Source organism: Niallia sp. WK069_GA_01 (assembly GCF_983173855.1).
In genome coordinates, this window is record NZ_OZ470138.1 from 2,241,191 (window position 1) to 2,260,181 (window position 18,991).

Consider the following 18,991-nt stretch of genomic DNA (forward strand, 5'->3'; position numbering starts at 1 on the left):
CTTTTTTGAAAGATAAGAAAGCATAAGTTTACGAAAGTTTGAAGGCTATCTAGCTCCGGCGCTTTTCTTTTTGTTTTTCTATTGAAAGAAAATAGGATTATTTACTCTGTACTATTGCTTAAAAGGAAAGTTCCATGCCATAATAAAAGAAAAAAATGGAATATATCAGTGATTTTGCATGTTCTATTTTGAATGAAAAGAAAGAGTGGTTACACGGTGATAAATATAGGAGATACATTAATCCTCGAGCCTGTTGATACAGATAGCGCAGAGCAATATAAATGCCGCCTTGTAGAAATCGGAGAGAAAGAAATATATATAGATTATCCTATTCATTTAGCAACAAACAAAACAGTTTTTTTATTAAATGGAACGCAATTAAGAGTTAATTTTGTGACAAATGAAGGATCAGTCTTTATGTTTCAAACTGAAATATTAGGAAGAAAAAAAGAGAATATTCCTATGCTTAAACTACATTTACCTCCAAAAGAGCAAATGATTAAAATACAGAGAAGACAGTATGTTCGTGTAGATGCGAATTTAGATATTGCCATTCATCCAGTAAACAATGATTTTTTGCCATTTACCACGATAACAACGGATATCAGTGCAGGTGGAACAGCAGTCATTGTTTCAAAAACATCTACTTTACAAGAAGGTTATGAGGTAGAAGTTTATTTAGTTTTGCATCTGCAAAATGGAGAGTACTATTATCCTAGATTAAAAGGCAGTGTTATTAGAATATTTGATCATACTGAAACACATAACAAAGTATCGCTGCAGTTTTTTAATATGTCGCCAAGTGATCGACAATTTATTTTGCGTTTTTGTTATGATGTACAATTATCCCTTAAGAAAAAAGGATTGGAAAATTGAATAAAGGACCGAAATTACTCCGATAATAGGAAGAACGAAGTAAGAGAAATGGCTATTTGCAAAAGGAAAGCGTTCGTTAAAAGACAAACGGACTGAAAAGAATTTTGTGCTGCAGCTGAAAAAAGGAAATGCGATGTATAAGCAATTAATTATTGGAGTGGGTCTAATGAAAACGTTTGAAAGGCTGTTAGTAAAATTAATTGTCATCCAGTTGGTATTTTTGGGAATAAGCCAGCTAATACATACATGGGATCTTTTTCCCCAGCTATATGAGTTAGCACAATATGAAGGAGTTTCTAAATCAAATTTTTCAAAAATATTAGAAACGATTCAACAGAAATAAGCATATACTATTGATAACTGATACTATTTGTCCACGTCTTGTACAGCTTATCATTTCCGGCGAGAAACAACTTTTAAAGCTGTTTGTTTCGTCTTATTCGCCGTTCTATTAATCGTTTATCCTAATAATCTAAAGAAGGAGAAGATGGTTCTTCTTCGTAAGATTATTTCGTCGAAATTAGGCATAAAAATATGTTAAAATAAAGTTTGAAGGAATACATTTTCTAATTCTAAGCATTTATTAATTGTTCATTGGTTTAAAAGAAGGATGTTTTCCAAAAGTTTGGGTTTAAAGGTAAGAAAGCCTATATTCTGACTGTGGGTTAGATAACAATAATCTATACAAATAGCCCCTAAAAGAATAAAATATTCGAGGGTAAACGGTTATCTAGCTTAAAATCTGATCAAAAGCGTCAATGCCTTTCTATTAAAACCAATAGTTCAGGAGGATTTATGAGTAAAAAAATTAGTATTGCAATAGATGGACCAGCTGCGGCAGGTAAAAGTACAGTTGCAAAGATTGTTGCAGAAAAGCTAGGCTATATTTATATTGACACGGGTGCTATGTATCGTGCACTAACATTCAAAGCGTTAAAGAATGAACTGAACCTTGAAGATGAACAAGCATTGATCAAAATGCTTGATAATACGTTGATTGAACTTTTTCCAGGTGAAAAGGGGCAATTAATCTTTTTAGATAATAATAACGTAACAGAAGAAATTAGGACAAGTCCTGTAACAAATACTGTTTCTATAGTAGCTAAACATAAGCTCGTTCGAGAAGAAATGGTTCGGCGTCAGCAGATGTTTGCAACTACCGGCGGAGTGGTAATGGATGGTAGAGACATTGGAACACATGTGATTCCATCTGCGGAAGTAAAAGTATTTTTATTAGCATCCGTAGACGAGCGGGCAATGCGTCGCCATACAGAAAATGTTAACAAAGGATTTCCTTCTGATTTAGAATTGTTAAAACAAGAAATAGCTACAAGAGATAAATTAGACTCAGAACGGAAAGTTGCACCATTAAGAAAAGCTGCGGATGCAACGGAAATAGATACAACTTCTCTTACTATTATGGATGTTGTTAATCGAATAATGGAACTAACTGTTGAGAAAATTGCTCATTAATTAAAAAGGAATACTTTCATAGGAATAGAATAACGATTAGCTGTTTAGACTTTTTGGCAAACGGCTTTTAATAACTATTCCTTTGAAGTTTTCTACTTGACAAAAGCCGTTATTTATAAGAAGTTAAATAAAAGGAATAAATTTTGCAGTATTCTAATAATTTGAAATCTTACTAATCTGAATTAAACAGATTAGTAAGATTGTAGATAAAGTATAAACCTGCAATCTTTCAAGCTATTTGGCAATGAATGTTCTAAACTGAGAAAGATTCTTTATTGTTAAGTGTCCAATAAGGAAGTATAACGGTGAAAAACAGGCATTTGCCGATAGCCTGGCTAATATGTTTAAAGCAGATTAGTTTATATAGTGAAGCTTAAGGAGGAGTACATATGTCTGAAGAGTTAAATGATATTGTGGTAAATAATTTTGAAGTTGGGGATAACGTAATTGGACAAGTTACAAAAGTAGAAGAAAAACAAGTAATTGTTGCAATTCGCAATAGTAAATTGGATGGATTAATTCCAATCAGCGAGCTTTCCAGTTTGCATATTGAAAAAGCGAGCGATGTAGTTTCAGAAGGTGATGAATTGGAGCTTCAAGTTACGAAAGTGGAAGAAGAGGCACTAGTTTTATCAAAACGAAAAGTGGATGCTGAGAAGGCTTGGGACAGTTTAGAGGAAAAGTTTCAGTCAGGAGAAGTATTTGAAGCCGAAGTAAAAGATGTAGTAAAAGGCGGCTTAGTAGTTGATCTTGGTGTACGCGGTTTTGTTCCAGCATCTTTAGTAGAAGCACATTATGTGGAAGATTTTTCTGATTATCAAGGCAAAACAATTGCTTTTAAAATTGTGGAGTTGGAAAAAGATAAAAACCGTTTAATTCTATCCCACCGAGCAGTTGTGGAAGATGAAAAAAGTAAACAAAAGCAAAATCTGTTAGATTCAATTGAAGTTGGTCAAACAGTATCAGGCGTTGTGCAAAGAATTACAAATTTTGGCGCGTTTGTAGATTTAGGTGGAATCGACGGATTAGTTCATATTTCGCAATTATCTCATGAACATATATCGAACCCTGCTGATGTTGTGGAGGAAGGACAAGAAGTAAATGTTAAGGTGTTAAGTGTTGATCGGGATAACGATCGCATTTCCTTATCGATTAAGGACACTTTGCCAGGACCATGGGCGAATATTGCAGATAAAGCTGGGGTAGGTAGTATTCTTGATGGCACCGTAAAAAGAATCGTGTCATATGGTGCATTTATTGAAGTCCTTCCAGGTGTAGAAGGCCTTGTCCATATTTCCCAAATTGCCCACAAACACATTGGCACACCACATGAAGTGCTAAAAGAAGGGCAAGAAGTTCAAGTGAAAGTGTTAGATGTAAATGAACAAGATCAACGTCTATCATTAAGCATTAAAGAGCTGACAGAAAAGGAACACAATGAAGAAGATAACTATGAGCTGCCAGAAGAATCAAAAGGTTTCCAACTAGGAGATATGATTGGCGATCAGCTGAAGAAACTAAGAAAATAATCAATATTAAAAAAAGAGAGCAAGCGATAAAATGATCGCTGCTCTCTTTTTTTGTTTAATCAGGAAAGCAAAGTACATTCCACCCACGGAACCCTTTTTCCAGGGGAGGCATCCATGCTAATAAAAATTCGCACCATGGCACACAAAACAAAGCAGCAATCTACTTAGTTTTATGAACTAAGCTTTAATCAGGGAGCAGCCGGAATACACGAAGACTCCTTCGGGATTAGCGGGACAGGCGAGAGCCCACAGGAGTTTACTCCGAGGAGGCTCGGCGCCCGCCCCGCGGAAAGCGAAGTAAATTCCGGCTGCGGACTTATTGAGAGAGCAAACCTTTTTCATAGTAGCCATAAAAACAGCAACCAAGTTTTATTTATTGTTATTTAATCTTCTAGCTTCCTCAGGACTTTGCATCTCAGTTGCACCAGAAAAATGTAATGCCTGATCACGATCAGATTCTACACGTTTACTCTTTTTTAATTTTTTCTCTTGTCTGTCTTTACTCATTTCTACACCTCCTGCTCTTATCATGAGAAAAATGCAGAAGATTATTCATTTCCCGTTTAAAGAAAGTTAGGAAAAGCCATAATGAAAAGTAGGAGAGTGAAAAGATGGATGGAGCATTATTTTATTGGTTCACATGGATGCTATGGATTGTTACCACATTTTTTATGAAAAAAGAAAATAAATATCGTTGTGTTTATTCTATTAGTTTATTATTAGCCATTATTACATCACCATATCAATTAACCTTTTTAGGCTTTACTGTTTCTTGGCTGCTAGTAATCATGTTAGCTTCTGCATTTGTTTACACCGCATTTTTAAGAAAAGGGTCACTGATTTATTTTTCTGCTTCCGTTTTTTTTACTATGCTTGCTTATTGTACCTTTCATTTATTAGCAATTCTTGATCCTGTATGGATCCTTTTTGATCAAAAGTGGATGCTTGCTATCGTTTTGATGATTATTGCGAGACTATTATACAGTAACCCTCTTCAGCAAATAATGCTGATTATGTTTGGAAGTATCAATGGAGAAATAATGTATGGCTTGATCTTGAAAAAGTACGAGTTTACTTACATAATTGGTGATTTACACTATTTTGATTGTCTGCTTATAAGCATAACCGTAATGACAACTATATACGTTGTAAAAGGATTTCTTTCAAAATGGGAACAGCATGTTTACATTATGGAAAAGGAGAAGCAAAAACTTTCATGAATACCTTTACATACCCAATCATTTCTGGTGTCGTAATTGATACAATGCTGAGAACATTATGTTAAGTACGGATTATCGGCAGTATTCTCCCTAGAGTTTCTTGTTTTATAACTAGTTAAATTCGCTTATTATATTTTAATCTTGCTAGTCATATAGCACTTTGATAAAATAAATAAGTTAGAGGGTGTCCTAGCATCATCGGTTAAATCCAACTTTCTAAAAAGAAAGAGGGAGATGGTCCGTTGGGGGACGCCTTTAAATGTTTGATAAAAGGGAAATTCCATTGATGCGGCATACTGTCTGTAATGAAGGAGAATGGATAGTAAATAAATTCTACTTTAGATAAGAGAATATACTAGCGAATGATAGTGTAAAAGAAAGGGTTGAAACAGATGGCAAAACCAGTAATTGCAATAGTTGGAAGGCCGAATGTCGGCAAGTCCACTATTTTTAATAGAATTGTGGGAGAGCGTATTTCCATAGTAGAAGATATTCCAGGAGTAACAAGAGATCGGATATATAGTTCAGCAGAATGGCTAAATCATGATTTTAATTTAATTGATACAGGCGGAATCGATATAGGGGACGAACCATTTTTGGAACAAATCAGATTACAAGCAGAAATTGCAATCGATGAAGCAGATGTTATTATCTTTTTAACAAATGGTAGAGAAGGCGTAACCTCCGCAGATGAAGAAGTAGCGAAAATATTATATCGAGCAAAAAAACCTGTTGTGCTTGCGGTAAACAAAATTGATAATCCGGAAATGAGAGAACAAATTTATGATTTCTATGCATTAGGATTTGGTGAGCCATTCCCAATATCAGGTTCTCATGGATTAGGATTAGGTGATTTATTGGATGAAGCAGCCAAAAATTTCCCGAAAAGAGATACAAAGGAATACGGCGATGATGTTATCAAGTTTTCTTTAATTGGTAGACCAAATGTTGGTAAATCTTCCTTAGTAAATGCTATACTTGGAGAGGATCGTGTAATTGTAAGCAATATTGCTGGAACAACAAGAGATGCGATTGACTCGGAAGTTACTGTAAATGGAGACCCGTATGTCATTATTGATACTGCTGGTATGAGAAAAAAAGGAAAAGTATATGAAAGCACTGAAAAATATAGTGTGCTTCGTGCTTTAAGAGCTATTGAAAGATCGGACGTTGTTTTAGTAGTTATCGATGGAGAAGAAGGCATTATTGAACAAGATAAAAAGATTGCAGGTTATGCTCATGAAGCAGGACGAGCTATTATTATTGTTGTAAACAAATGGGATGCTGTGGAAAAAGATGAAAAAACGATGAAAGCATTTGAACAGAATATTCGTGAGCATTTCTTATTTTTAGATTATGCACCGATTGTATTCTTATCTGCAAAAACAAAAAAACGTATTCATACACTTATACCGATGATTAATATCGCAAGTGATAATCACACGAGACGAATAGAAACAAGTGTATTAAATGATGTGATTATGGATGCAATTGCTATGAACCCGACACCAACGGACAAAGGAAAACGATTAAGAATTTACTATGCTACACAAGTTGCTGTTGGTCCGCCGACATTTGTTGTTTTTGTAAATGATCCAGAATTGCTTCACTTCTCTTACGAACGTTTCTTAGAAAATCGAATAAGAGATGCCTTTGGTTTTGAAGGAACACCAATTAAAATCTTTGCTAGAGAACGAAAATAAAAGAGGTGTTAAAATGGCTGATAGTAAAAATAAAATTGCCATGATTGGTGCTGGGAGCTGGGGTACAGCCCTCTCCTTAGTACTTGCAGATAATGGGCATATTGTCCATATATGGGGAAAAAATCAGCAAACAATTGATGAAATAAATCAGCATCATGAAAATAAAAAATATTTGCCTAATATTATTCTTCCAAATGAAGTGAATGGTTTCACTTCTATGGAAGAGGCTTTACAAGATGTTTCTTATATTGTGCTATCGGTCCCAACAAAAGCAATGCGAGAAGTAATAAAACAAATACTTCCTTTTGTGAATACGCCAAAAACATTTATTCATGTCAGCAAAGGCATTGAACCAGAGACATTGCTTAGAATTTCAGAAATTATGGAAGAGGAAATACCTTCTGACCTGATAAAAAGCATTGTTGTGCTTTCTGGACCAAGTCACGCAGAAGAAGTTAGCCTGCGTCATCCTACTACGGTTACTGTTTCTTCAAAAAATATGGAGGAAGCAGGAAAAGTCCAAGATTTATTCATCAATTCTAATTTTAGGGTGTATACAAATCCTGATCTTATTGGTGTGGAAATAGGTGGAGCGTTAAAAAATATAATCGCTGTTTGTGCTGGAATTACCGATGGTTTAGGGTACGGAGACAATGCCAAAGCAGCCTTAATTACTAGAGGATTAGCTGAAATGGCAAGACTTGGAACGAAGATGGGTGCTAACCCATTAACGTTTGCAGGACTAACAGGAATTGGCGATTTGATCGTTACTTGTACAAGTGCTCATTCACGAAACTGGAGAGCAGGCAATCTTTTAGGAAAAGGTTGTCCTCTTGAAGAAGTATTGGAAAATATGGGAATGGTTGTGGAAGGAATACGAACAACAAAGGCCGGATATCAGCTCGCACAAAAATATGATGTTGAAATGCCAATTACGACAGCATTATATAATGTGCTGTTTAATGGTGGAAATGCAAAGGATGCAGTGGATAGTTTAATGGAAAGAGGCAAAACACATGAAATGGAAGACTTATTAAACATCCTAGCATCTCAATACATAGAATAAGAAACACACATGATTTCACACTCACACCCCGGCATGAAAATTTTTTCTAAGCCGGGGTTTTACTTTTTTGTCCATTTTTCCATACTGATTAATGCTATGGGAAGTAATCTTTACGTGCGCTTTTGTGGTGGTTCGACCCTGTATAAGAAACTGTTTGGAATTTGCCTTGTGTACACCCCTTTGTTGACTCTTCAATTTTTGAGGATGATCACGTACAGAAAAATGCTGTTTGACCAAGCTTATTCCACTTTCCATAGACACTACTTTGGAGGTTGTTTTATTTGGACATTTTATTAACCCATTGTGCCGGAATGGATGTTCATCAAAAAGAGATTGTAGTTTGTGCCCTAACTGGCACTAATAATGAATCCATTCAAAAAGAAACCAAGACTTTTTCCACTTTAACCAAAAGTTTATTTGATTTATTAAAGTGGTTAGAAGAAAAACAAATTACACACATTGCTCTGGAAAGTACCGGAATCTATTGGAAGCCGGTATACAACATCCTTGAAGGATATTTCGATATTACTGTGGCCAATGCCCAACGTATTAAAAACGTTCCTGGTCGTAAGACCGATGTTTCAGATGCAGAATGGATTGCCAAGCTTCTTCGTCATGGATTGATTGAAAAAAGCTTTGTCCCTTCCCAAGATCTTCGGGAATTAAGAGATTTGAACCGTTTACGCAAGAAATGGGTTGGTAACTTAACAGCTGAAAAAAATAGAATTTCAAAGGTCCTCGAATGTTCAAACATAAAGCTTGGTTCAGTTATTTCTGATATCTTTGGGGTTTCTGGACGTAAACTTTTGAAACAGTTAGTCGATAATGGATACCTTGATAAGGCTGATGTTGATGCCAATATCCATCATTCTCTCCGCAAGAAGGCTGATACCATTTCCGATTCTCTTTTCGGAACATTAAATGAACATCAAATGTTTATGATTAAAAGCTCTTGGAATCATATCATGTATTTGGAAACTTCCATTCAAGAACTTGAAAATAGGATAGATACCCTGCTTCATTCCTATCAAGAAGAAAAAGAAATACTTTTATCTATCCCAGGTATAAAGGAACACACAGCTGCTGTTATTATTGCGGAAATCGGAACAGATATGAGCCAATTCCCTTCATCAAGACATTTAGCTTCTTGGGCTGGTGTATCACCTGGCAATAATGAAAGTGCTGGTAAAAAGAAAAGTTCCAAAAGCGTTCAAGGAAACCCACATATAAAAGCTGCTCTTTGTGAGGTTGCTTGGGCTATATCAAGGTCGAAAAATACCTCAATGTCAAATGTTTTTTGGTCTCTATCTGCAAGAAGAGGAAAGAAAAAAGCTTTACAGGCTATTGCACATAAAGTTTTAAGAATTATATATACCCTATTTATTAATAAGCAACACTTCTCTGAACCACGTCTAGCTGGTTAGACGACCTTCCATTACAATACTCTATTAAGGTTGTGATTTTTTTAAAAAATTGAGGTCACACCCTTTCTTTACTATTGTCTTTTTTCTAGAAGTCCACGCTTCAAGATTTTCTTTACACCAAAATCCTGTACCCGCCCTATCAAATAGAACACGTTACTGTATTATACAGATACCCAGAATAGCCACTCGCCCGTTTTATTTTCACAGAAAAAGCGGAAGAGACTTGTTTATGTATCTTCCGGCTTTATTAAAAATCTTTGTTTTTTTTTTCACAAATTAGGCATTTGAATGAAGCGATTTACAATAACGAGCATACAATGCAACGAAGCAACCTGGTGGATTGAACTGGGTAAGGGTACAATAGTCAAATAAAGCCTCAGTAAAGTTCCCCTTCTTTACTGAGGCTTATTTTTGTGGAAGCGAATAGGCAATGGATTCTCATTCATGTCAACATAGTGATGTAGGAAAAACAAGCATGTTAATCAAATAAACACGATGAGGAGATCCTTGTAATGGAAGCAGAGAGCTGCCAGAACCCCTGAAGACACCTATAGGAATTGTCGGACAGCCCCGAGCCCCTGCCACATGGAAAGCGAAGTGTATGCAGGCTGCAGACTAATTGAGAGTGCATTCCGTTTTTTAAACGAACACCATGTCTTCAAGAAAGTCTTCACAAAATTGTTATCGTATTTTTTTGAAAAATGTCATAACCCTTCTTTTCAAGTATATATTGAAGAGAAGGGTTTTTATTTTCATTTTAATAAAAACCTGATTTTTAAATATGTATTAAAAATAGACATGTAAAATCACGGATTATTGCCGACTAGAATGATAAACAACGATAGTTTACATGATAGGTACAACAATCATTCGTTAACGAAATAAAAATACATGAAAGAGGAGGGAAATTTTTAAAATCAGTCATAATGATATAGGACAACGTCATAAATATATATTGTCATATAGTATTATAAGGATTTTTTAATCCCATATACTAGGGAAAGTTCAGGAGGGGATCACTTGGAAAAGGTCAATATTTTCAAAGATATTGCTGAAAGAACGGGCGGCGATATTTATTTAGGAGTAGTAGGTGCTGTTCGGACTGGAAAATCAACTTTTATAAAAAAATTTATGGAACTTGTAGTAATCCCTAATATGGAAAATGAAGGAGACAGAACAAGAACAAAGGATGAGCTTCCACAAAGTGCAGCAGGAAAAACGATTATGACAACTGAACCAAAGTTTGTTCCAAATCAAGCGGCCTCTGTGAAGGTAGATGAAGGATTGGATGTTAATATAAGACTTGTAGATTGTGTTGGATATACAGTGCCAGGAGCACAAGGCTATGAAGACGAAAATGGTCCGAGAATGATCAATACACCTTGGTATGAAGAACCTATTCCCTTTCATGAAGCAGCTGAAATTGGTACAAGAAAGGTAATTCAAGAGCATAGTACAATTGGCGTTGTAATTACGACAGACGGCACGATCGGTGATATTCCTAGAAGTAATTATTTAGAAGCCGAAAATCGTGTGATTGAAGAATTAAAAGAGGTTGGAAAGCCTTTTATTATGATCGTAAACAGTGCTCAACCATTCCATCCGAACACAGAAACATTAAGAGCTGAACTGTCGGAAAAATACGATATACCAGTTATTGCGATGAGTGTAGAATCAATGCGGGAGTCAGACGTCTTTAATGTTATGAGAGAAGCTTTATTCGAATTCCCAGTATTAGAAGTAAATGTGAATTTACCAAGCTGGGTAATGGTGCTGCGTGAAAATCATTGGCTTCGTGATAATTATCAAGAAGCAGTCAAAGAAACAGTCAAAGATATTAAAAGATTAAGAGATGTAGACCGAGTAGTACAGCACTTTAGTGACTATGATTTTATTGATAAAGCAGGATTAGCCGGGATTGAAATGGGTCAAGGGGTAGCAGAAATTGACTTGTTTGCGCCAGATGAACTATATGATGAAATTTTGAAAGAAATTGTCGGGGTAGAAATAAGAGGAAAAGACCATTTATTAGAATTGATGCAAGATTTTGCTCATGCTAAAACGGAATATGACCAAATCTCCGATGCCTTAAAAATGGTAAAACAAACTGGTTATGGAATAGCTGCACCTTCGTTAGTTGATATGAGCTTAGATGAGCCGGAAATTATACGTCAAGGTTCACGTTTTGGGGTAAGATTAAAAGCTGTGGCTCCTTCCATTCACATGATAAAAGTGGATGTAGAATCCGAGTTTGCTCCTATCATTGGGTCAGAGAAACAAAGTGAAGAGCTTGTCAGATACTTAATGCAAGACTTTGAAGATGACCCTTTGTCCATTTGGAATTCCGATATATTTGGAAGAAGTTTAAGCTCGATCGTAAGAGAAGGGATCCAAGCGAAGCTCTCCTTAATGCCTGAAAATGCTAGATATAAATTAAAAGAAACACTTGAACGAATTATTAATGAAGGCTCAGGAGGCTTAATTGCAATCATACTTTAGGAGAACTCTTTTATAGGGTTCTTTTTTATTGTCTAGGAAAGTATAAAAGAAATGGATGGTAGATAACTTAGCGGTTGTGCCAGCATCCAGGCTTCGAAAATATTATAGTTTTTTGTAAAGCGATGGATGTCAGATATGGATAAAGAAGGTCGAAAAGATAAATGAAGAAAATAATACATGTATTACATTTTTATATCAAAATAAGAAAAGATAGCTATCTTTATATGAAATTTCTTGATAAGCTTAATTGATTATGATAATCTTTTAAAGGAATTAGCGTCATTAAAAGCACAAAAGATATGGTGGATAGCTTTTTACTTGAATTATTCTTTTAAATGCACTAATATAGTCCATGTTTAAGAAAAAGTTCGGGATGACGTATATAATTCCGATAATTTGTTTACAAATAATGATAGGAATGTAATGGAAAGATTTATTTGAAACATTTGGGAGGAGGTGAAAGGCATGAACAAGACAGAATTAATCAATGCAGTTGCTGAAGCAAGTGAATTATCAAAAAAAGACGCTACTAAAGCAGTTGACGCTGTTTTCGATACAATCTTAAATGCTTTAAAAGATGGGGATAAGGTACAACTTATCGGTTTTGGTAACTTTGAGGTACGTGAGCGTGCAGCACGTAAAGGACGCAATCCTCAAACAGGTGAAGAAATTGAAATTGCAGCAAGTAAAGTTCCTGCTTTTAAACCAGGTAAAGCACTTAAAGACGCAGTGAAGTAATTACATACATTGCAACGTATTTCAATGAAAACCGCGAATCTTCGCGGTTTTTTCTTTTTATAAAGATAAGACAGTATAAGTCTTCTGAAGTTTGACTGCTGTCTAGCTCTGATGTAAAGGATGTACAACTGCTGGCAAAGACATAAGGTTCGCAGGACGCGAGTCAATCGATGCTGAAAAAGGATGTTGCGTAGTTAGTCGATTTTCCTCTTTACGTGTATTTAGCCGGACAGGGACTAACTTCAGTGAGTATTGCTTCCGAACTTTAAAAGTAAAAACACTTTTGGAGTCTGGAGAACATTTTTTATCGGGGCAAAACAAGGCGCCCCGTGCTTTGATCTATATTACCTCTTCGGCAGAAAAGCAAATAAACAGTCGACAAACTACCGCTTTTATATTACCCTCCTTATTGTATGTATTTTTAGAAGTGTTGGCAGAAGCAGAATGATTATTTAGCTAAATGAATGAAACGTAGTAATGTTATTTAGCATGGTACATATAAAATTAAATCTAGATTGACCTTTCGTAGTTTTACATGCTTTAATATGCTAATATGGGTAGAGATGTACGGAATGAAAGGCTTTAGGAGGAAGAAGAATGGCTAAAGTAAACTTGGCGCAAATTGAAGAAGCAGTAAAATTAATCTTAGAAGCAATTGGAGAAGATCCTCATAGAGAAGGTTTACTAGATACTCCTGCAAGAGTAGCGAAGATGTACAGTGAAATCTTTTCAGGACTGCAGGAAAATCCAAAAGAATATTTTCAAACAATTTTTGGGGAAGATCATGAAGAGCTTGTGTTAGTGAAGGATATCCCCTTTTATAGCATGTGTGAACATCATTTGGTTCCGTTTTATGGATTAGCTCACGTAGCGTATATTCCGAGAAATGGAAAAGTGACCGGATTAAGTAAATTAGCAAGAGCGGTAGAGTCAGTAGCAAAAAGACCGCAATTGCAAGAAAGAATTACAACAACCGTTGCTGATACCATTAATGAAATGCTAGAACCTCATGGAGTGATGGTTGTAATTGAAGCAGAGCATATGTGCATGACTATGAGAGGTGTCAATAAACCTGGTACAAAAACCATTACAACAGCTGTACGTGGAAGATATGCTGAAAATGCTGATGCAAGAGCAGAAGTATTGTCTTTTTTGAAATAAGGAATAGATAGACTTTGCTAGCCTGAGGCGTTTCATATAAATTAAACCGATTTTTATGTTATAATTATCGAGTCTTTAAACATAAAATAGTGGATGAATAAATTAGAATATAGACAAGTGTGTTACTTGCATACTTCTTTGTTTAATGAAATTCTTTGATGCCTTGATACAAAATATCTGCGGTGTTTAGTGAGTTGGTGAGAAAGGTTTTAGATACGCAAACAAGGATGAAAGTGAGCATTTGTCAAATTTTGAAAATATTAGGGGAACAAGGGTGATAAGATGGCAAATACACAAGAAATGGTGGATAAAGTGAGAGAAGAAATTTTTAAGAAAATATCTCATGCTTATCTGTTTCAGCATATTCCAAAACCATACGTGGATGAGGATAAACTTCTTTTAACAGTTGCTGCATTAAATGATTCGAAACTGTCAGATAAAGAAGTAGAGATATACGCAATGACAACAATGTTAATTCAAATTGCCCTTGATACCCATGAACTTGTTACAAATAACAGCATCAGTGGTGAAATAGAAAAGAACAGGCAGCTGACTGTTTTAGCAGGAGATTATTATAGCGGCCATTATTATAAACTGTTAGCAGATGTTGGTGATATTACTATGATCAAAATATTTGCTGAAGCAATTAAGGAAATTAATGAGCATAAGATTATCCTTTACCAACAATCGGCAGGAAATCTAAAACAACTTTTAAATAGCATAGAAATAGTGGAGTTTTCTTTATTAAATAAACTTTTAACTCGTTTTGAATTAGAAGAATGGAAAGAATATTCTCGTCACATTTTGGTGATAAACAGATTATTACGAGAAAAAAATACATATCTACAAACAGGAAAGTCTATTGTGTTAGAGAGAATGTCATTAGAGAAAAAGAATGCAAAAGCATCTAGGAAATCAACAATTCTTCATAATTTAGAAAATACTCTCCTGTCTGCCGAGAATCAATTGGCAAAGGCAGTCGAAATGCTTCCTAAGTCTATAAGCAGCATATTAAAAGAGAAGGTACAGCGTATTTTAAGTGAATGTAAACAACTACAATTGTATGCGGAAGAAGGGTAATAGGTAATGCAGCAACAGCAATCAAAGGAAGAAAAAGTACATCATGTATTTGAAAAAATATATGGTAATTATGATAAAATGAACACATTGATTAGTTTTCAGCAGCATAAGATCTGGCGTAAAGATACGATGAAAAAAATGAATGTGTCAAAGGGATCATCTGCCTTAGATGTTTGCTGTGGTACCGCTGATTGGACTATCAGCTTGGCAGAGTCTGTTGGTCCAAATGGCCATGTAACTGGGTTGGATTTTAGTGAAAATATGTTAAGCATCGGTAAAGAAAAAACAAAAAAATATGATAATGTACGTTTAATACATGGCAATGCAATGGAGCTTCCGTTTCCAGATAATCATTTTAATTATGTAACAATCGGCTTTGGTTTACGAAATGTACCAGATTATCTCCAAGTGCTAAAAGAAATGAGAAGAGTAGTAAAGCCTGGTGGATTAGTTGTCTGCTTAGAAACGTCTCAGCCGACTATGCCTGTTTTTAAACAATGCTACTATTTTTATTTTCGATATGTGATGCCTCTATTCGGAAAGATGTTTGCAAAAAGTTATAAAGAATATTCTTGGCTGCAAGAATCAGCACGAGATTTTCCAGGAATGAAGGAACTTGCAGATATGTTTAAGCAAGCTGGCTTAATAAATGTCTCGTACAAAGCATATAGCGGCGGAGTTGCAGCTGTGCACATAGGGAGTAAAGAAAAATAAAGTTTCTGTAAGATAGTTGCTTTTCCAAATGCTTCTTTCGTACAGAAAGTAAAAGACAGGTGAGTAGTTAGTGAAATTAAAAATGATGTATTCATTTTTGAATTCGGATCTTGATTTGATTGAAAAAACACTAGAAGAAACAGTAAATGCTGATTCTACCCTATTACGGGAGTCTTCCATGCATCTACTGCAAGCAGGCGGAAAAAGGATACGTCCAATATTTGTTCTGCTTGCAGGACAATTTGGGGATTTTGATAGAATTTCTATAACAAAGGCTGCTGTTTCGCTAGAATTGATACATATGGCATCATTAGTTCATGATGATGTAATAGATAATGCTGACTTGCGCAGAGGACAACCTACAATTAAGGCGAAATGGGATAATAAAATCGCTATGTATACAGGAGATTATATTTTTGCCAGATCATTAGAAATAATGAGTGATATTGATAAGCCTGCTGCACATAAAGTACTAGCAAATACTATTGTAGAAGTTTGTATCGGAGAAATTGAACAAATAAAAGACAAATATCGATTCGATCAAAATATAAAAGATTATTTTCGCAGAATAAAAAGAAAAACAGCTCTATTAATTTCAGCGAGTTCTTTAGTAGGTGCTATTGTTTCTGATGTGGAAGAAAAATATCAAAGGAAGCTTTATCACTTTGGGTATTATGTTGGAATGTCTTATCAAATTATTGATGATGTTCTTGATTTTGTCGCAACAGAAAAGGACTTGGGAAAGCCGGCTGGAGGAGATCTACTGCAAGGGAATATTACATTGCCTGTTCTTTTTGCTATGGAAAATAAAGAAGTCCGCGATAAAGTGATTCAAGTTCATGAAGATATGAAAAAGCAGGATTTACAAGAAATTATTGATCTGATTAAAAACTCAGATGCTATTGAACGTTCATTAGAAATTAGCAATTTATATTTAGAAAAGGCATTAAAATCGATTGAAGATTTGCCGAATAACCGATCCAAAAAAGCATTAATAAATATAGCAAAATATCTTGGTAAGCGGAAATATTAGAATTTTTTGCAAAAGAAACAAATTTATGGTAATGTTTTTTTGGTAAACATCCATACAAATAATTTACACTATGGCAAAAGAAAAGAACTAACTACGTCTTCTATCATGAATACATAATTTTAGCAGTTTTCTAGTTTGTTTTATTCAACTATGCTGTGAAACACAGAGCAGGGTCGAAGATATGAAGACTCCTATGGGAATTTCGAGACAGGGTGAGACTCTGCCGGAGCTTACTTCGAGGAGACTCAAACGTATAGACCTATGGAAAGTGAAGTGTATGCAGGCTGCGGACTAATTGAGCGTGTGCATAACCTTTAAAAGGAAAAGCACTTTCCGGAGTCAGGAGAACATTTTTATTCGGGGCTAAACAAGGCGCCCCGCACTTTTCTAATTATGATATAGGAGTGAGCTTATGGAGAAAACGTTTTTAATGGTAAAGCCAGATGGAGTACAAAGAAATCTGATAGGCAAAATTATGGAACGTTTTGAACAAAAAGGCTTCCAGTTAGCAGGAGCTAAACTAATGAATGTATCACAAGAATTGGCTGAAAAACATTATCAAGAACATGTAGGAAAGCCATTTTTTTCTGAATTAGTGAATTTTATTACTTCTGGACCAGTTTTTGCTATGGTTTGGCAAGGGGAAGATGTTATTGCAAAATCACGACTAATGATGGGGAAAACAAACCCACTAGAAGCATTGCCGGGTACGATTCGCGGCGATTTCGGGGTAGTGATGCGCAAAAATATTATCCATGGTTCAGACAGCCCGGAAAGTGCCGCAAGAGAAATTGCATTGTTTTTTAAAGCTGAGGAATTAATAGAGTATCAAAAAGCTGCGAATAGCTGGGTTTATTAATTCAGACAAGATAAAATTTCTTGACGGATTTAGTGCCCATAATAGGGGAGCAAAACAAAGATGCTTGAATATTCAAGTGTCTTTTTTTACGGTTTTTAATAGGAGAATGCCTGTTTTTATTTAAAGGGGAGAAACTCAAACTTCGCACCTTCAAATTCATTTGCAAATCTTAATAGGAATCGGTTTAGAACAATAAAATGGGAGGCTTGTTTTTTATTGTGGAGGTTGCTTTCCGCGGGGCAACGCTTGAGCCTCCTCCTCATCGTTGCCTTGCGGTTGTTGGGTCTTTAGCCTTCCTACCCTCCGTTACAAGCAATCTGTTTTCGGATTTCATTACAAGGTATGGTTGCTAAACAATAGAAGCTTTGAACTTAGGTGAGTGTCTAGCGCAAGCAGCCAGTCCCAGTGAGTATTCCTCCCATGCTTCTAAAAGTAAAAAGCACTTTCCTGAGTTTTCAGAGCTGTTCAAGGCGCCACGTGCTTTTCTTAACGTATCTATAGCTATCAAAGTTTGTAAACGAATGAAAGAAGCTTAAGGAGGTAAAAGAGGGGTGATAATAATAGATTAGATAAATTATATCCCCCCTTTTCTATTGTTATCGTTTATACTATAAAAAAGAAAAACTGTGTGATTTAGTGAGGGAAAAGAATGGAAAAAGATTATGAGGATTTTGTAAGGGATTTTTATAAAACATCAGGAATCGACTTATCCTTGTATAAGGAAGCGCAAATGAAAAGAAGACTAACGTCTCTTTATGTAAAAAGAGGCTTTACATCCTTTTATGAATACTTTCAGGCAATTCGCAAAAATAAGGAACTATTAGAAGAATTATTAGATCGAATGACAATAAATGTATCAGAATTTTATCGAAACTATAAAAGATGGGAAGTATTAGAGAAAAAGATACTCCCTTCGCTAATAAAAAAAGGTGGAGCAAAGCTTAAGGTATGGAGTGCTGCCTGTTCAACTGGTGAAGAGCCATATACTATTTCGATGATTCTTGCCAATAGCTTACCTTTTTCAAAGTATACTATACTAGCAACTGATATAGATATAAACGCAATCAAAAAAGCGCAAGCTGGGCTCTACGTAGAAAGAGCATTAAATGAAGTGCCTCTTAATCAAAAAGACAAATATTTTAACCAAAATGGAAGCTTTTATGAAGTAGGTGCAGAAGTAAAAAAATCGGTAGTTTTTCAGAAACAAAATTTATTAGCAGATCCTTTCCAGGAATCTTTTGATTTAATTATTTGTCGCAATGTTCTTATTTATTTTACAGAAGAGGCAAAAGATTTATTATATCAAAAATTTGCAGCCGCTTTACGTCCAGGAGGCATTTTTTTCGTAGGAAGTACGGAGCAGATTTTTAATCCACGTAAATATGGATTAGAAACAGAAGATACCTTTTTTTACAAAAAAATCACATAAACACTCTCTCATTATCTCCACTAACGATTAAAAATTTGCTGCGAGGGCATTTATTTTAAAATTTTCTATGATGAAAAAAGCGAGGGTATGCACAAATAGTTGTGAGCAGTCCCAAAAAAAGTGACATCCCTACCTTTTTTACTACAACAAATATGGACGCTGCAGACAGAATCTTTTTTTGCTAACA

At 35.3% G+C, this 18,991-nt stretch carries 17 protein-coding genes; 16 read left to right on the forward strand and 1 reads right to left on the reverse strand.

Annotated elements, in window-relative coordinates; all coding sequences use genetic code 11:
- The first annotated feature begins 216 nt into the window (after nucleotides 1-216).
- From AC5LWL_RS10710 to rpsA, 4 genes are all read left to right on the forward strand, one after another.
- Complete coding sequence (locus tag AC5LWL_RS10710) at nucleotides 217-876, forward strand: flagellar brake protein (protein ID WP_493434300.1); 660 nt, start codon at nucleotides 217-219, stop codon at nucleotides 874-876.
- Between the two features lie 166 nt (nucleotides 877-1,042).
- On the forward strand, nucleotides 1,043-1,219 hold the full coding sequence (locus tag AC5LWL_RS10715) for a YpfB family protein (protein WP_493434301.1): 177 nt from the start codon (nucleotides 1,043-1,045) through the stop codon (nucleotides 1,217-1,219).
- A 452-nt stretch (nucleotides 1,220-1,671) separates the two neighbouring features.
- Nucleotides 1,672-2,349: a (d)CMP kinase gene (gene cmk / locus AC5LWL_RS10720; protein WP_493434302.1), complete on the forward strand. Its 678-nt coding sequence runs from the start codon at nucleotides 1,672-1,674 to the stop codon at nucleotides 2,347-2,349.
- Between the two features lie 389 nt (nucleotides 2,350-2,738).
- Nucleotides 2,739-3,878, forward strand: coding sequence for a 30S ribosomal protein S1 (gene rpsA, locus AC5LWL_RS10725; protein ID WP_493434303.1), 1,140 nt, complete (start codon nucleotides 2,739-2,741; stop codon nucleotides 3,876-3,878).
- A 369-nt stretch (nucleotides 3,879-4,247) separates the two neighbouring features.
- On the opposite strand, the gene AC5LWL_RS10730 is transcribed toward rpsA, so the two are convergent.
- Nucleotides 4,248-4,385: a YpzI family protein gene (locus tag AC5LWL_RS10730; protein WP_493434304.1), complete on the reverse strand. Its 138-nt coding sequence runs from the start codon at nucleotides 4,383-4,385 to the stop codon at nucleotides 4,248-4,250.
- Between the two features lie 104 nt (nucleotides 4,386-4,489).
- On the opposite strand from AC5LWL_RS10730, the gene AC5LWL_RS10735 reads away from it, so the two are divergent.
- The 12 genes from AC5LWL_RS10735 (at nucleotide 4,490) to AC5LWL_RS10790 (ending at nucleotide 18,804) form a co-directional block, all read left to right on the forward strand.
- Nucleotides 4,490-5,098 (forward strand): YphA family membrane protein, encoded by a 609-nt coding sequence (locus AC5LWL_RS10735; protein WP_493434305.1) that lies wholly within the window; start codon nucleotides 4,490-4,492, stop codon nucleotides 5,096-5,098.
- A gap of 392 nt (nucleotides 5,099-5,490) precedes the next feature.
- Nucleotides 5,491-6,801 (forward strand): ribosome biogenesis GTPase Der, encoded by a 1,311-nt coding sequence (gene der / locus AC5LWL_RS10740; protein ID WP_493434306.1) that lies wholly within the window; start codon nucleotides 5,491-5,493, stop codon nucleotides 6,799-6,801.
- Between the two features lie 13 nt (nucleotides 6,802-6,814).
- Nucleotides 6,815-7,867 (forward strand): NAD(P)H-dependent glycerol-3-phosphate dehydrogenase, encoded by a 1,053-nt coding sequence (locus tag AC5LWL_RS10745; RefSeq protein WP_493434307.1) that lies wholly within the window; start codon nucleotides 6,815-6,817, stop codon nucleotides 7,865-7,867.
- A gap of 281 nt (nucleotides 7,868-8,148) precedes the next feature.
- Nucleotides 8,149-9,291: an IS110 family RNA-guided transposase gene (locus tag AC5LWL_RS10750; RefSeq protein WP_493432573.1), complete on the forward strand. Its 1,143-nt coding sequence runs from the start codon at nucleotides 8,149-8,151 to the stop codon at nucleotides 9,289-9,291.
- A gap of 1,020 nt (nucleotides 9,292-10,311) precedes the next feature.
- Nucleotides 10,312-11,790, forward strand: coding sequence for a stage IV sporulation protein A (gene spoIVA / locus AC5LWL_RS10755; RefSeq protein ID WP_493434308.1), 1,479 nt, complete (start codon nucleotides 10,312-10,314; stop codon nucleotides 11,788-11,790).
- 465 nt (nucleotides 11,791-12,255) lie between these two features.
- Nucleotides 12,256-12,528: an HU family DNA-binding protein gene (locus tag AC5LWL_RS10760; protein ID WP_016203034.1), complete on the forward strand. Its 273-nt coding sequence runs from the start codon at nucleotides 12,256-12,258 to the stop codon at nucleotides 12,526-12,528.
- Nucleotides 12,529-13,125: 597 nt separating this feature from the next.
- Complete coding sequence (gene folE, locus AC5LWL_RS10765) at nucleotides 13,126-13,689, forward strand: GTP cyclohydrolase I FolE (protein WP_493434309.1); 564 nt, start codon at nucleotides 13,126-13,128, stop codon at nucleotides 13,687-13,689.
- 282 nt (nucleotides 13,690-13,971) lie between these two features.
- Entirely contained in the window at nucleotides 13,972-14,769 is a 798-nt protein-coding gene (locus AC5LWL_RS10770; protein WP_493434310.1) for a heptaprenyl diphosphate synthase component 1, read from the forward strand.
- Between the two features lie 6 nt (nucleotides 14,770-14,775).
- The gene (locus AC5LWL_RS10775) at nucleotides 14,776-15,483 is read left to right on the forward strand and encodes a demethylmenaquinone methyltransferase (protein ID WP_493434311.1); all 708 of its coding nucleotides are present in this window, start codon (nucleotides 14,776-14,778) and stop codon (nucleotides 15,481-15,483) included.
- A gap of 70 nt (nucleotides 15,484-15,553) precedes the next feature.
- On the forward strand, nucleotides 15,554-16,516 hold the full coding sequence (hepT, locus tag AC5LWL_RS10780; protein WP_493434312.1) for a heptaprenyl diphosphate synthase component II: 963 nt from the start codon (nucleotides 15,554-15,556) through the stop codon (nucleotides 16,514-16,516).
- 412 nt (nucleotides 16,517-16,928) lie between these two features.
- A complete protein-coding gene (ndk, locus tag AC5LWL_RS10785; protein WP_493434313.1) occupies nucleotides 16,929-17,375 on the forward strand; it encodes a nucleoside-diphosphate kinase in 447 nt (148 codons plus the stop codon).
- Nucleotides 17,376-18,024: 649 nt separating this feature from the next.
- Nucleotides 18,025-18,804 (forward strand): CheR family methyltransferase, encoded by a 780-nt coding sequence (locus AC5LWL_RS10790; RefSeq protein WP_493434314.1) that lies wholly within the window; start codon nucleotides 18,025-18,027, stop codon nucleotides 18,802-18,804.
- The last annotated feature ends 187 nt before the right edge of the window (nucleotides 18,805-18,991 follow it).